This window comes from Nocardioides sp. NPDC059952 (genome assembly GCF_042730435.1).
Classification (GTDB): Bacteria; Actinomycetota; Actinomycetes; order Propionibacteriales; family Nocardioidaceae; genus Nocardioides.
Window position 1 is genome coordinate 173,016 of the sequence record NZ_JBHWLY010000002.1, and the last position, 12,546, is coordinate 185,561.

14 protein-coding genes are annotated in these 12,546 nt (G+C 70.2%); 9 read left to right on the forward strand and 5 right to left on the reverse strand.

Annotated features, from left to right (window positions below):
• Positions 1-20: 20 nt before the first annotated feature.
• Positions 21-1,313 (forward strand): M20/M25/M40 family metallo-hydrolase, encoded by a 1,293-nt coding sequence (locus tag ACFV9G_RS01755; protein ID WP_378724344.1) that lies wholly within the window; start codon positions 21-23, stop codon positions 1,311-1,313.
• 110 nt (positions 1,314-1,423) lie between these two features.
• Here ACFV9G_RS01755 and ACFV9G_RS01760 read toward each other — a convergent pair whose 3' ends face one another.
• The 4 genes from ACFV9G_RS01760 to ACFV9G_RS01775 all read right to left on the reverse strand — a co-directional run bounded on the left by ACFV9G_RS01760 (position 1,424) and on the right by ACFV9G_RS01775 (position 4,243).
• Positions 1,424-2,266: a phosphotransferase family protein gene (locus ACFV9G_RS01760; RefSeq protein ID WP_378724346.1), complete on the reverse strand. Its 843-nt coding sequence runs from the start codon at positions 2,264-2,266 to the stop codon at positions 1,424-1,426.
• A 118-nt stretch (positions 2,267-2,384) separates the two neighbouring features.
• On the reverse strand, positions 2,385-2,942 hold the full coding sequence (locus ACFV9G_RS01765; RefSeq protein ID WP_378724348.1) for a histidine phosphatase family protein: 558 nt from the start codon (positions 2,940-2,942) through the stop codon (positions 2,385-2,387).
• A gap of 46 nt (positions 2,943-2,988) precedes the next feature.
• Complete coding sequence (locus ACFV9G_RS01770) at positions 2,989-3,168, reverse strand: DUF5703 family protein (protein ID WP_160028907.1); 180 nt, start codon at positions 3,166-3,168, stop codon at positions 2,989-2,991.
• Between the two features lie 124 nt (positions 3,169-3,292).
• Positions 3,293-4,243, reverse strand: coding sequence for an aldo/keto reductase (locus tag ACFV9G_RS01775; protein ID WP_378724349.1), 951 nt, complete (start codon positions 4,241-4,243; stop codon positions 3,293-3,295).
• Between the two features lie 121 nt (positions 4,244-4,364).
• Here ACFV9G_RS01775 and ACFV9G_RS01780 point away from each other — a divergent pair, with 121 nt between their 5' ends.
• The 4 genes from ACFV9G_RS01780 (at position 4,365) to ACFV9G_RS01795 (ending at position 8,020) form a co-directional block, all read left to right on the forward strand.
• Positions 4,365-5,189: an undecaprenyl-diphosphate phosphatase gene (locus ACFV9G_RS01780; RefSeq protein WP_378724351.1), complete on the forward strand. Its 825-nt coding sequence runs from the start codon at positions 4,365-4,367 to the stop codon at positions 5,187-5,189.
• A gap of 19 nt (positions 5,190-5,208) precedes the next feature.
• On the forward strand, positions 5,209-6,480 hold the full coding sequence (gene ilvA / locus ACFV9G_RS01785) for a threonine ammonia-lyase IlvA (protein ID WP_378724352.1): 1,272 nt from the start codon (positions 5,209-5,211) through the stop codon (positions 6,478-6,480).
• Entirely contained in the window at positions 6,480-7,670 is a 1,191-nt protein-coding gene (locus tag ACFV9G_RS01790) for a hypothetical protein (RefSeq protein WP_378724354.1), read from the forward strand. The genes ilvA and ACFV9G_RS01790 overlap by 1 nt, the downstream gene beginning before the upstream one ends.
• A gap of 116 nt (positions 7,671-7,786) precedes the next feature.
• Complete coding sequence (locus ACFV9G_RS01795; RefSeq protein WP_378724356.1) at positions 7,787-8,020, forward strand: hypothetical protein; 234 nt, start codon at positions 7,787-7,789, stop codon at positions 8,018-8,020.
• Between the two features lie 8 nt (positions 8,021-8,028).
• On the opposite strand, the gene corA is transcribed toward ACFV9G_RS01795, so the two are convergent.
• On the reverse strand, positions 8,029-9,009 hold the full coding sequence (gene corA / locus ACFV9G_RS01800) for a magnesium/cobalt transporter CorA (protein ID WP_378724358.1): 981 nt from the start codon (positions 9,007-9,009) through the stop codon (positions 8,029-8,031).
• Positions 9,010-9,064: 55 nt separating this feature from the next.
• On the opposite strand from corA, the gene ACFV9G_RS01805 reads away from it, so the two are divergent.
• The 4 genes from ACFV9G_RS01805 to mshC are packed head-to-tail and all read left to right on the forward strand — an operon-like array spanning position 9,065 to position 12,474.
• Positions 9,065-9,817 (forward strand): histidine phosphatase family protein, encoded by a 753-nt coding sequence (locus ACFV9G_RS01805; RefSeq protein WP_378724360.1) that lies wholly within the window; start codon positions 9,065-9,067, stop codon positions 9,815-9,817.
• Positions 9,818-9,819: 2 nt separating this feature from the next.
• A complete protein-coding gene (locus ACFV9G_RS01810; protein ID WP_378724362.1) occupies positions 9,820-10,419 on the forward strand; it encodes a DUF3090 domain-containing protein in 600 nt (199 codons plus the stop codon).
• On the forward strand, positions 10,406-11,209 hold the full coding sequence (locus ACFV9G_RS01815; protein WP_378724364.1) for an SCO1664 family protein: 804 nt from the start codon (positions 10,406-10,408) through the stop codon (positions 11,207-11,209). Before ACFV9G_RS01810 ends, ACFV9G_RS01815 begins: the two co-directional genes overlap by 14 nt.
• A 32-nt stretch (positions 11,210-11,241) precedes the next feature.
• On the forward strand, positions 11,242-12,474 hold the full coding sequence (mshC, locus tag ACFV9G_RS01820; protein ID WP_378724366.1) for a cysteine--1-D-myo-inosityl 2-amino-2-deoxy-alpha-D-glucopyranoside ligase: 1,233 nt from the start codon (positions 11,242-11,244) through the stop codon (positions 12,472-12,474).
• The last annotated feature ends 72 nt before the right edge of the window (positions 12,475-12,546 follow it).

Here is a 12,546-nt window from a genome sequence, read left to right on the forward strand (position 1 = left end):
CCGGTCGATACGGTGGCTTCATGACCAGCGCCGAGACCGAGGTCGTCGACCTCTGCCGTGACCTGATCCGGATCGACACCAGCAACTACGGCAACGACCCGGGGCCGGGGGAGCGGAAGGCAGCCGAGTACGTCGCGGCGCAGCTCGACGAGGTCGGGATCTCCTCCGAGATCTACGAGTCGGAGCAGGGCCGGGCGTCGGTCGTCGCGCAGTGGGGTGGGTCGTCCGGTGACGGGCTGCTCCTGCACGGTCACCTCGACGTCGTCCCCGCCGCAGCCGAGGACTGGCAGATCGACCCCTTCTCCGGGGAGATCCAGGACGGCTACGTCTGGGGCCGCGGCGCCGTCGACATGAAGGACTTCGACGCGATGCTGCTCGCGGTCGTCCGTGAGCGCCAGCGCACCGGAAGGATCCCGGAGCGCCCGATCACGCTCGCCTTCACGGCCGACGAGGAAGCCGGCGGGATGAAGGGCGCCCACGTGCTCGTCGAGGACCACCCCGACCTGCTCGCCCACTGCACCGAGGCGGTCGGTGAGGTCGGTGGCTTCTCGACGACGGTGAAGGGACGCCGTCTCTATCTCATCGAGGCTGCCGAGAAGGGCATGGCCTGGATGAAGCTGACGGCCCGTGGCACTGCCGGGCACGGCTCGATGATCAACCGCGACAACCCGATCACCCGGCTCTCCGGCGCGATCGCGCGCATCGGCGCCCACGAGTGGCCGGTGCAGCTGACCCCGACGATGCAGACGCTGCTCGCCGCGGTCGGCGAGATCGCGGGGGAGGAGCCCACCCCGGAGAACGCCGAGCGGCTCGTCGAGGAGTTCGGCCCGGCCGCCCGGATGATCGGCGCCACCCTGCGCAACGTGACCAACCCGACCATGACCAGTGCCGGTTACAAGGTCAACGTCATCCCGACCGAGGCCACCGCTCACGTCGACGGCCGATTCCTGCCCGGCTTCGAGGACGACTTCTTCGAGACGCTGCGCAAGCTGTGCGGCGAAGGGATCGACATCGAGTTCGACCAGAACCAGATGCCGTGGGAGACCCCCTACGACGGCGCTCTCGTCGCCGCGATGGAGCGCTCGCTGGTCGCCGAGGATCCCGACGCCCTGGTCGCCCCCTACCTCATGTCCGCCGGCACCGACGCCAAGCACTTCAAGCGGCTCGGGATGAGGACGTACGGCTTCGCGCCGTTGCGGCTGCCCGAGGAGCTGGACTTCACCGCACTCTTCCACGGCGTGGACGAGCGGGTCCCGGTCGACGCGCTCCAGTTCGGGGCGCGCGTCATGGACCGCTTCCTCGACCAGGTCTGACCTCCCGCGCCGAGTCGGCTCGTCCTGACGAGAAACGGCGCCGAGTCGGCTCGTTAGGACGAGCCGACTCGGCAGGGGATTTGGTCAGGATGGGCCGGGTCGGCGTCGGTTCAGGGGACGAGAGCGGCGAGGGTGTTCTCGCTCAGGGTGGCGACCTCGGCGTGGCCGGTGCGGTGGGCCCAGGCGGCGACGGAGATGGCGTCGCGGACCTGGAGGCGGTGCCAGGCCTCGGGCTCGCGGGGATCGGAGCCGTAGCCCTCGAGGAAGGCCTTCTCGAAGGTGTCGTCACGGACGAAGTCCTGCGCGGAGAGCCGGGAGAGGTCGTAGAGGGCCGGGCGGAAGCCGAAGCGGCCGGAGTCGATGACACGCAGGATGCCGGCGTCGACGACCCAGCTGGTCGGCTGCCAGTCGCCGTGGGTGGGGACGAGCACCGTGGTCGGCGTCGGCCATGAGGTGATCTCGGTGCGAAGACGCTCGGTGAGGTCGGTCTCGAGACCCGTCCCGTCCAGGGCGGCGAGGGCGCGCTCGTCGAGCTCCGGCTCGTAGTCCTCGTCCTCGACGCTGGCCTGGCCGTGGAACGTCGCGAGCAGCTCACCCGCCTGGCGGTAGATCTCCGGGTCGTGGATGGCCGTCGACGTGCTCGCCGGCTCGCCGTCGAGGTGGGTCATCACGATGATGCGGGCGTCCAGGTCGGCCTCGACGAGGCTCGGCGCGCGGCCGGCGTCGGTCCAGGGGGCCAGCCAGCTGCGGTGGGCCGCGAGCTCACGGTCGATGTGGCGTACGCCTTCCGCCGTGGTCTTCACCAGGAACCGGTCCTCACCGGCGGAGAGCACGAGTGCGGTGGTGCCGGCGCGGTGCAGTGCGCTGCGGTCGGTGACCACCTCGGCTCCGGGGAGCCACTGGTCGAGGAGGTCGCGCTGGGCGGGGGTCAGGGTGTCGAGTGCCGAGATCACGGGCGGATCCTGCCAGCGCCGAGCAGGCCCCAGCTGCCGTGTCGCGGCGAGATGTCCATGTTGTTGGCGCCTTGTGGGCGCCGCTTATCCAGATCAGCTCAGATCAGCCCGGATCGGCTCAGATCGGGAGGATGACCTCGGCGTTGAACGTCTCGACGACAGGCTCACCGGCGAGGTTGGGGCCGATGCTGGTGAGGGTCGCGTTGCCGATCGGGCCGATCCGCATCCAGGTCGCCGGCGGGGCGTTGAGCACCTCGCGTACGAACCAGGCGACCACGAACGCGTGGGTGACCAGCACGATCTCCTCGTCGTGGTGCTCGAACCAGAGCCTGTGCCAGGCGGTGGTGAGGTCGGCGCCGTCGAGGTCCGCCTCGGCCTCGGGTACGTCCTCGAACCACTCCCAGCGGTGGGTCGGGTAGTCGCCACGACGCTCCGGCGACGGCACCGGGGTGCGGTCGGCGAGAAGGTCGGAGGACACCGGCCCCGCACCCAGGTTCTCGGTGAGGATGGAGGCCGTCTCGGTCGTACGCCGGCTGGGGCCGTGCAGGACCTGGCGGATCGGGCGGAACGCGAGTCGGTTGGCGAGCGCCTGGACCTGCCGTCGGCCGAGGTCGGAGAGGCCGGGGTCGAAGGTGTCCCCGCCGGCGGCTTCGCCGTGGCGTACGAGATGGATCACCCGCAGGACCCTAATATCTGGACGCGCGAGGGGCGCGGAGACGCGCTCAGACGGTGAGCCGCTGCCGGATGATCTTGCGCCGAAGCGTCACCCGGCGGGTGCCGTCGGCGGTGATCCGGACGCGGTCGAGCTCCCAGCCACCGTGCTCGGCGCGCTCGACGAGGAGCTTGGTGACGATGTTGCGGGAGAACTCACGCGAGAAGATCACCTTGTCGTACTCCCACATCACTCCAGGACGAGGCGGACGGCGTTCGGCTCGGGCCAAGGCGGCACTCCTTCTGATGGACTACTCAGGAGAACCAGTGTGCCGGAAGAGATGTTCCCTCGTGGTGCTGTTTCGGCAGTGAGAGTCAGACGGCGGAGACGTCGTCGAGGGCGAGCGCGATCTCGGGCGGGAGAGTGAGGTCGGCGACCTGCAGCGCCTCCTTGAGCTGAGCCGCGGTGCGCGCCCCGAGGATCGGTGCGGTGACGCCCGGCCGGTCGCGCACCCACGCCAGCGAGACCTGCAGCGGCGTCCACTCCAGGCCTTCGGCGGCCTTGGCGACGGCGGTGACGATCCCGCGCGAGCGCTCGTCGTCGAAGGCGTCCACCCGTGCCGAGAAGTTCGGGTCGGCGCCGCGGGAGTGCGTCGGGATGCCGGTGCGGTACTTCCCGGTCAGCACGCCGCCGGCCAGTGGCGACCAGGCCAGCAGGCCCATCCCCAGCGCCTCGGTGGCGGGCAGCACCTCGTACTCGATGTCGCGGGCCAGCAGCGAGTACTCCACCTGGGTCGAGGCCAGCGTCGCCCGGCCCGGGACGGCTCTCTGCCAGGTCGCGGCCTGGGCGGTCTGCCACCCGCTGTAGTTGGAGACACCGACGTAGGCGGCCCGGCCGCTGCTCAGTGCCATGTCGAGCGCGGTGAGGGTCTCCTCGAGCGGCACATCGGGGGACCAGACGTGCACCTGCCACAGGTCGACGTGGTCGACGCCGAGCCGCTTCAACGAGGCGTCGAGGCCGGTCAGCAGGCCACCGCGAGAGGTGTCCACGCCCCGGTTGCCGCCGCGCCAGGTGATCCCGCCCTTGGTCGCCACGACGACGTCGTCACGAGCCACGACACGCTCCTGGAGGAGAGAGCCGAGCAGTGCCTCCGAGGCACCGTCGCCGTAGCCGGCGGCGGTGTCGACCAGCGTGCCGCCGGCCTCGGTGAAACCGGCCAGCTGCTCGCGGGCCTCGTGCTCGTCGGTCACGCTGCCCCAGGTCATGGTGCCCAGGGCGAGAGACGAGACTCGCAGCCCAGTGGCTCCGAGGAGTCGGCTCTGCATGAGACCAATCTATCCGTGCCCGTGGCAGGGCCCCGGCCGGACACGCTGGCAGTGACCGCGGACACACCGACGGGGAGGCAGCGGTCGGGTGCGGCGTACCTGCCCCTTAGAGTTTCCGCCCGTGGATTATCTGCAGGCGATCGCACTGGGCATTCTTCAGGCACTCACCGAGTTCCTGCCCATCTCATCCAGCGCGCACCTGCGCATCTTCCCCGAGCTGCTCGGCTGGGGAGACCCCGGTGCAGCGTTCACCGCCGTGATCCAGATCGGCACCGAGCTGGCCGTGGTGTTCTACATGTGGCGCAACATCCGCGACATCATCGTGACCTGGTTCAAGAGCCTCTTCAACGCCGAGCTGCGCAGCCACACCGATGCCCGGATGGGCTGGTTCATCATCGTCGGCTCGATCCCGATCGTGGTGATCGGATTCGTGATGAAGGACATCATCGAGCACGACCTGCGCAGCCTGTACGTCGTCGGCACCATGCTCGTCGTCATGGGCATCGTCCTCGGTGTCGCCGACCGGCTCGGCGCGAACCGCAAGCAGTTCGACGACCTGTCCTGGCGCGACGCGATCCTGATGGGCTGCGCCCAGGCATGCGCTCTGATCCCCGGCGTCTCGCGCTCGGGGGCCACGATCTCGATGGGCCGCGCGCTCGGCTACGAGCGGGCCACCGTGACCCGCTACGCCTTCCTGCTGGCGCTGCCGGCGGTCTTCGGTGCCGGTCTGTTCGAGATGGGCGAGATCGCCCATGGCGCCAACCTCTACGGCTGGGGTCCGACGATCGTCGCCACGATCGTCTCCTTCGTCCTCGGCTACGCCGTGATCGCGTGGCTGCTGAAGTACCTCTCGCACAACACCTACACCCCGTTCGTGATCTACCGGGTCGTCCTCGGGCTCGTGGTTCTGGCGCTCCTCGGCGCGGGAGTGCTCACCGAGTGGTGATCGTGACAAACTCAGGGACGTGTCTGCTGCACTCGATCCCTCCGGCGGCAAGAAGCCTGCCGTAACACCCGCTGCCATCGAGGAGGCCGCCGCGCGCACGATCGCCACGCGCACGGCGGTCGAACGCTCGGTCAGACTCTCGGAGAGGTACGCCGCCGAGGTCCTGCTCAAGCGGGAGGACCTGCAGCTCGGGCGCTCCTACAAGGTCCGGGGCGCCTACAACCTGATGAGCTCGCTGACGCCCGAGGAGCTCGAGCGCGGCGTCGTGTGCGCCAGCGCCGGCAACCACGCCCAGGGCGTCGCGATCTCCTGCGCCCGCCTCGGCGTGCCCGGCCACATCGTGGTGCCGACGAACACGCCCAAGCAGAAGCGCGACCGGATCACCGCCCTCGGCGGCTCCCACGTGACGCTGACCCTCCACGGCTCGACCTACGACGAGGCCTCGGCCTACGCCTACGAGCTCGGCCGCGGGCTCGGGGCCACCTACGTCTCCGCCTTCGACGACCCGCGCACGATCGCCGGGCAGGGCACGGTCGGCTACGAACTGACCTCCCAGATCGGCGAGCCGCTGGACGTCCTGCTGCTGCCGGTCGGTGGCGGCGGGCTCGCCTCGGGGGTGTCGACCTGGGTGCGCGAGGTCTGGCCGCAGACCCGGATCATCGGGGTCGAGCCCGCGGGCGCCGCCTCGATGGCGGCCGCGATCGAGGCCGGCGGGCCGGTCCGGCTGGACACGCTCGACACGTTCGTGGACGGTGCCGCGGTCGCGACCGCGGGGAAGGTGACGTACCCGATCGTCAAGGAGTACGTCGACGAGCTCGTCTCCGTGCCGGTCGGCGCGATCTGCGTGGAGATGCTCGAGCTCTACCAGACCGAGGGGATCATCGCCGAGCCCGCGGGTGCGCTCGCGGTGGCCGCCCTCGGGCAGATCGACCTGCGTGGCGCGACGCGCATCGGGGCCGTCCTCTCCGGCGGCAACAACGACGTCTCCCGCTACGCCGACGTGCTCGAGCGCGCCCTGATCCACCAGGGTCTGCGCCACTACTTCCTGGTCTCGTTCCCGCAGGCTCCCGGCGCGCTGCGCGGCTTCCTCGACGACGTCCTGGCCGACGGCGAGGACATCGTCGTCTTCGAGTACGTCAAGAAGTCCAACCGCGAGCACGGGCCTGCGCTGATCGGCATCGACCTCGACTCCGCCGACGGCCTGGACGGGCTGCTCGCGCGGATGGGCGACAGCGATCTGCTCATCGAGCGGATCGAGCCGGACTCACCGCTGTTCACCTTCCTGCACTGATGCGCATCTCCGCCAAGGTCGCCATGATCGGAGTCGTGGCCGGTGTCGTGGCCGTCTCGGGGTGCTCCGGCAAGGCGGTCGATGCCGGCGGCGATCCCGACCGGATCACCCACCGCGCCGTCGCGGCGGTCGCGCTCGAGCATCTACCGACCGGCACCTCCAGCCGGGCCGCGTCCTACACCTCCGAGTCGACACCTCCCGAGCTGGTCTCGGTCGACCTCCGCTACGGCACCGACGGCGAGTACGACGGCGACCTGGTCAGCGTCGCCGTCTCGGCCCAGCCGCCCGAGGACGGCGGTGCCTGCACAGCTGAGGGCGGGCAGCACTGCGTCGACCTGCCGAGCGACGTCGAGGGCGCCGAGATGCAGCTCCGCTGGACCGATGAGGAGCCCGAGGAGGACCCCGGAGTCGTCGGCATCGTGCTGCTGCGCGAAGGTGGCGAGACCGCCTCGATCGGCTATTCCGGGCCCACGATCACCGGCGACCCCCGCAAGCTCGACATGCCGATCGGCGTCGAGAACCTGGTCGCCGTCGTCGAGGACCCGCGGCTCCGCTACCAGGCGACCTCCTCGACCCTGGCTCTCGGTGAGGAGCTGGAGGACTGGGAGGGCGGCGAGCCCGACCCTGATGCGTACGAGCTGGTCCGCAACACCGACCACGGCATCGCCCAGGCCTATGTCGGCGGCCGCGGGGGTTATGGCTACTACCAGGGCGTCATCCGGTCCCCGCTTCGCGAGCGGTTCGGCCCCGAGGCCATCGGCGGTCGACTGCTGCAGCGCTCCTCACCTGACTTCACGGGCATGCCGGACGCCGACATCGACGTCCTCGCCGCGCCCTCCCCGCCCGCCTGGATGACCCGCGAACCCTGCTCGGCACCGACGCTGCGTACGCACTGTGTCGCCACGAAGGGCAAGCGTGGCCCGCTGGTCTTCGCCTGGAAGCCTGCCAAGGGTGAGGATCCCGGTTGGGCCTGGATGATCTCGATGCGCAGGGACGAGGTCGTCGCGGTGCGTTACCAGGGTCCGCCGATGCCGGCTGCCTACGACGACGCCGCGATGCTCACCGAGTGGTACCAGGGGGAGCAGCTCGACGCGCAGGGCGGCGAGGGCGAGTCGGAGTTCGCCGACGACCTGTCCCTGTGGTGCGACCGGGAGCATCTCGACGCCCGCCCGGTCAAGCAGCTCGACTAGAACCAGCCCGACCTGCCGGTCCGGATACTCGTATGGGTATTCGTCCCGTTTCGGCTGTTGAGATCAGTTTCCCGATGGGACGTCCTTGTTGCCTACACGTGGAAAACTGGCGGGCGATGAGTAGCACCGAGCACCACATCGCGTGGCTCGAAGCGAAAGCCGAGAAGTACGTCGAAGACGCCAAGGTCTTCACGAGTGCCAGGACCAGCGACCTTCAGGTCGGCGGACTCTCGGGGGAGCAGTGGGCCACCGTGTATCGAGCCGTGGCACATGAGCTCCAAGAGTGCGCGCGAGAGTGCGCACGCGAGGCCGCGGAGCGGCAGCCGCGCGGCTGGTGGCGCAGAGGGTAGCGAAGCGGTCAGAACCAGCCGGACTTGCGGAAGAAGATCCACAGGCCGGCCATCACCGAGGCCATCAGGATCAGGGCGAACGGATAGCCGAAGGTCCAGTCGAGCTCGGGCATGTGGGTGAAGTTCATCCCGTAGACGCCGGCGATCAGAGTGGGCACCACGACCATCGCCGCACCCGCGGAGATCTTGCGCATGTCCTCGTTCTGCTGCAGCGAGAGCTGGGCCAGGTGCGCCTCGAACGCGGAGGAGAGCAGGGTGTCGAGGTTCTCGACGGTCTCCGCGATCGAGGAGAGGTGGTCGAGCACATCGCGGAAGTAGGGGCGCAGGTCGGGATCGATAGCCCCCTCGCCGGTGGCGAAGCGGCGCACCGGCTCCCGCAGCGGCATCACCGCCCGGCGTACCTCGGCCAGCTCCCGCTTGAGGCGATAGATCCGGGCGGAGTCCCGGGTGCGCTCGTTGGAGAAGACCGAGGTCTCGACCTCGTCGACGTCCTCGGTGAGGCCGTCCATGACGCGTACGTAGCCGTCGACGATGTAGTCGACCACGGCGTAGACGGCCGAGTAGCTGCCCTCGGTGAGCAGCTGCTCCTCGCTGGTCTCCAGCAGCTCACGGGCCGGCGCGAGGCGGGAGCCTCGGCCGTGGCGGACGGTGATGACGTAGTCGGGGCCGATGAAGAAGGCGACCTCGCCGGTCTCGACGGCGTCCTCGGCGTCGACGTACCAGAGCGTCTTGACGACCAGGAACATCCCGCCCTCGTAGCGCTCCAGCTTGGGGCGCTGGTGGGCGGTGAGCGCGTCCTCGACGGCGAGCGGATGCAGCCCGAACGCCTCGGCGACCTCGTCGAGCTCGTACTGGCTGGGCTGGTAGAGCCCGAGCCAGACGAAGTCGCCCTCCTCCGTCACGCCGCTGCGCAGCGACGCGTAGTCGTGGGGCGCGCAGTCGGTCTTGTCGCGCTCACCGGCGCGGTAGAGAGCGCTGTCGACGATCACATTGTCAGGTTAGGGCATGTGGGCCGCTCCCCACGGTGTGGATAGGGTCCCCGACGTGGCGACGATGATCCTGGTGAGACACGGCCGTACAACGGCGAACGCATCCGGCACCCTGGCCGGCCGACTTCCCGGGGTGAGGCTGGACGAGCGCGGTCGGGAGCAGGCGAGCCGAGCGGCCGAGCGGATCGCACCGGTGCCCTTGGCGCTTGCCGTGACCAGCCCGATGGAGCGCTGCCAGGAGACGCTGTCGGCGATCCTGGAGGGCCGCGCCGAGCAGCCGTCCGTCGTCGTCGAGGACGGCGTCTCCGAGTGCGACTACGGCGAGTGGCAGGGGGAGAAGATCACGACGCTGGCGCGGCGCAAGCTGTGGAAGACGGTGCAGACCCAGCCCTCCGCCGTGACCTTCCCCGGCGGCGAGTCGATGGCCGCGATGCAGGCCCGAGGAGTCGAGGCCGTACGCCGCCACGACGCCGCCGTCACGGCCGCCCACGGGGACGCGGCGGTCTGGCTGTGCGTGAGCCACGGCGACCTGATCAAGTCGATCCTGGCCGACGCGCTCGGGATGCACCTGGACCTCTTCCAGCGGCTGCACGTCGACCCGGCCTCGATCTCGGTCGTCCGCTACGGCGAAGGGCGCCCCTCGGTCCTGGCGACGAACACGCACGACGGCGATCTGTCCTGGCTGGCGCCACAGGGCTCGTCCAAGAGGGCGCCCGCGAAGAAGGGGCGCAAGTCGCCGCGACGCCGCAGCGACGACGCCGTCGTGGGCGGTGGCTCGGGTCCTGAGGCAGGTCTGGATAAGGTTTGACCATGCCTGTGATGCACGCCTTCGACCCGCCCGAGCGATTCGTCGTCGGCACCGTCGGTGAGCCTGGGGCGCGTACGTTCTTCCTCCAGGCGCGCGAGGGAGCGCGGGTCGTCTCCGTGGCCCTGGAGAAGCAGCAGGTCACGGTGCTCGCCGAGCGGCTCGACGAGCTCCTCGACGAGGTGATGAAGTCGGCGCCCGCCGTGGTGCCGGCGATCGCGCCCTACGACCTCGACGACAACGGCCCGCTGGAGCAGCCGATCGAGGAGGAGTTCCGGGCCGGCACGATGACGCTGGCCTGGGACCCCGACGAGGACCTGGTCGTCCTCGAGGTCTTCCCGATCAGCGAGGTCGAGGTGATCGCCGAGGTCGACGAGTCCGGCAGGCTGGTCGATGAGGAGGCCGAGATCGAGTTGGAGGAGGCCGAGCCCGACGAGGTGCTCCTGGTGCGGATCGCCCCGCGCAACGCCCGTGCCTTCGTCAAGCGGGCCGAGGCGGTGCTGGGCGCCGGACGCCCCAACTGCCCGTTCTGCGGGAGCCCGATCGACCCCGAGGGACACCTGTGTGTGCGGGCGAACGGGTTCAAGCGGCGTGACCCGGTCTGATCCTGTGGATCCGGCTCCGGAGATCGCGCCCAGTGCCCCCGAGAACGACGGGACCCTGGAGCTCGTCGGACGGCTGACCACGGCCTCCAACGCGACGTTCCTGGCCATGCTCGGCGAGTCCGAGGTGGTCTACAAGCCGATCGCGGGGGAGCGGCCGCTGTGGGACTTCCCCGACGGTCAGCTCGCGCACCGCGAGGTCGCCGCCCACCTCGTCTCGCAGACGCTGGGATGGTCGGTGGTCCCCGAGACCTGGCTCGGTGAGGGGCCGCACGGCCCGGGGATGATCCAGCGGTGGGTCCATGCCGACGAGAGCATCGAGCCGGTCACGATCGTGCCGGAAGGGGCGGTTCCCGACGGCTACCTGCGGGTCTTCGACGGCTTCGACGAGCAGGACCGGGTCGTGACCCTGGCCCACGAGGACACGCCCGGGCTGCGACGGATGGCGGTCTTCGACGCGATCACCAACAACGCCGACCGCAAGGGCGGTCACGTCCTGCCGGTCTCCGGCGGGCGCCGATACGGCTGCGACCACGGGCTGACCTTCCACGAGGAGCCGAAGCTGCGCACCATCCTGTGGGGATGGCGGGGACAGGGCTTCTCCGCCGAGGAGCTCTCCGGCATCCGGGCGGTCCACGCGGGGCTCGCCGGCGCGCTGGGGCGGGAGCTGGCTGCGTACCTGACGGGTCGGGAGGTCGACGCGCTCGGCCGGCGCTGCGAGATCCTGCTCGCCGAGGGCGTCTTCCCGCGGCCGGAGTACGACCGCCATGTCATCCCGTGGCCGCCCTTCTGAGACACGTGGTCCCCGCCAAGTAGGCTGCACCCATGCGCGCATGGTCTGCACCCGAAGTCCCAGAGCTGTCCGTCAACGGACCCGAGGTGCAGCTCTATGACCATCAGCGGGACGCTGTCGTCCCGACCCAGGGTCAGGGGCGGCGTTCGCTCTACGTATGCGGCATCACGCCCTACGACGCGACCCACATGGGCCACGCCAACACCTACGTCGCCTTCGACCTGCTCCACCGGGCCTGGCTCAACGCCGGCCACGAGGTCGGCTACACGCAGAACGTCACCGACGTCGACGACCCGCTGCTCGAGCGGGCCGACAAGGTCGGGATCGAGTGGGAGGCGCTCGCCGAGCGCGAGACCGAGCTCTTCCGCCAGGACATGGAGGCGCTGCGGGTCGTGCCTCCGCAGCACTACATCGGCGCGGTCGAGTCGATCCCGCTGGTGCTCTCGCTGATCGGCGAGCTCGAGGAGGCCGGTGCGATCTACAAGGTCGACGAGGACGTCTACGCCTCGGTGGCAGTCGACGACGCGTTCGGCGAGGAGTCGCGCCTGGGGCGCGAGGAGATGATCGAGCTCTTCGGTGAGCGGGGCGGCGACCCCGAGCGGGCCGGCAAGAAGGACCCGCTCGACCCGCTGCTGTGGCGCGCCGAGCGTCCTGGCGAGCCGTCCTGGCCCTCGCCCTACGGTCCCGGCCGCCCCGGCTGGCACATCGAGTGCACCGCGATCGCCCTGGAGCACCTCGGCGCCGGGTTCACCGTCCAGGCCGGCGGCTCCGACCTGGTCTTCCCGCACCACGAGATGTCCGGATCGCACGCGCGGTCGGCGGGCAAGGACTTCGCCGAGATCTACACCCACGGCGGGATGGTGGCCTACGACGGCCACAAGATGTCCAAGTCGCGCGGCAACCTGGTCTTCGTCTCCGCCCTGCGCAACTCCGAGATCGACCCGATGGCGATCCGGCTGGTGCTGCTCGGCCACCACTACCGCGACGACTGGGAGTGGACCGACGCCAAGCTCTTCGACGCCGTCGACAAGGTCGCCGAGTGGCGTAAGGCCGTCGCCCTCGGTCGTGGCGCCCCCGCGGCCCCGGTCGTCGAGACGGTCCTCGGTGCCCTGGCCGACGACCTCGACGCCCCGCGTGCGGTCGAGGCCGTCGACGCGTGGGTCGCCGCCACCCTCGGCGCGGGCGGTCTCGCCGAGACCTCCGACGCTCTCGCCGGGGAGACGATCTCCAAGGTCGTCGACGCGGCCCTGGGCATCAAGCTCTAGCCGGCCCCCGCTGGTCGAGCCGCCGGAGCCGCTAGGCGGAGGCGTGTCGAGACCAACACGGTCCCATCGCTG

What these genes read in the sequence shown, in the direction of transcription:
- ACFV9G_RS01755 (WP_378724344.1), top strand. Translation starts at nt 21, where the DNA reads ATGACCAGCGCCGAGACCGAGGTCGTCGACCTCTGCCGTGACCTGATC.
- ACFV9G_RS01770 (WP_160028907.1), bottom strand. Translation starts at nt 3,168, where the DNA reads ATGTGGGAGTACGACAAGGTGATCTTCTCGCGTGAGTTCTCCCGCAAC.
- ACFV9G_RS01775 (WP_378724349.1), bottom strand. Translation starts at nt 4,243, where the DNA reads ATGCAGAGCCGACTCCTCGGAGCCACTGGGCTGCGAGTCTCGTCTCTC.
- ACFV9G_RS01790 (WP_378724354.1), top strand. Translation starts at nt 6,480, where the DNA reads ATGCGCATCTCCGCCAAGGTCGCCATGATCGGAGTCGTGGCCGGTGTC.
- ACFV9G_RS01795 (WP_378724356.1), top strand. Translation starts at nt 7,787, where the DNA reads ATGAGTAGCACCGAGCACCACATCGCGTGGCTCGAAGCGAAAGCCGAG.
- ACFV9G_RS01810 (WP_378724362.1), top strand. Translation starts at nt 9,820, where the DNA reads ATGCCTGTGATGCACGCCTTCGACCCGCCCGAGCGATTCGTCGTCGGC.
- mshC (WP_378724366.1), top strand. Translation starts at nt 11,242, where the DNA reads ATGCGCGCATGGTCTGCACCCGAAGTCCCAGAGCTGTCCGTCAACGGA.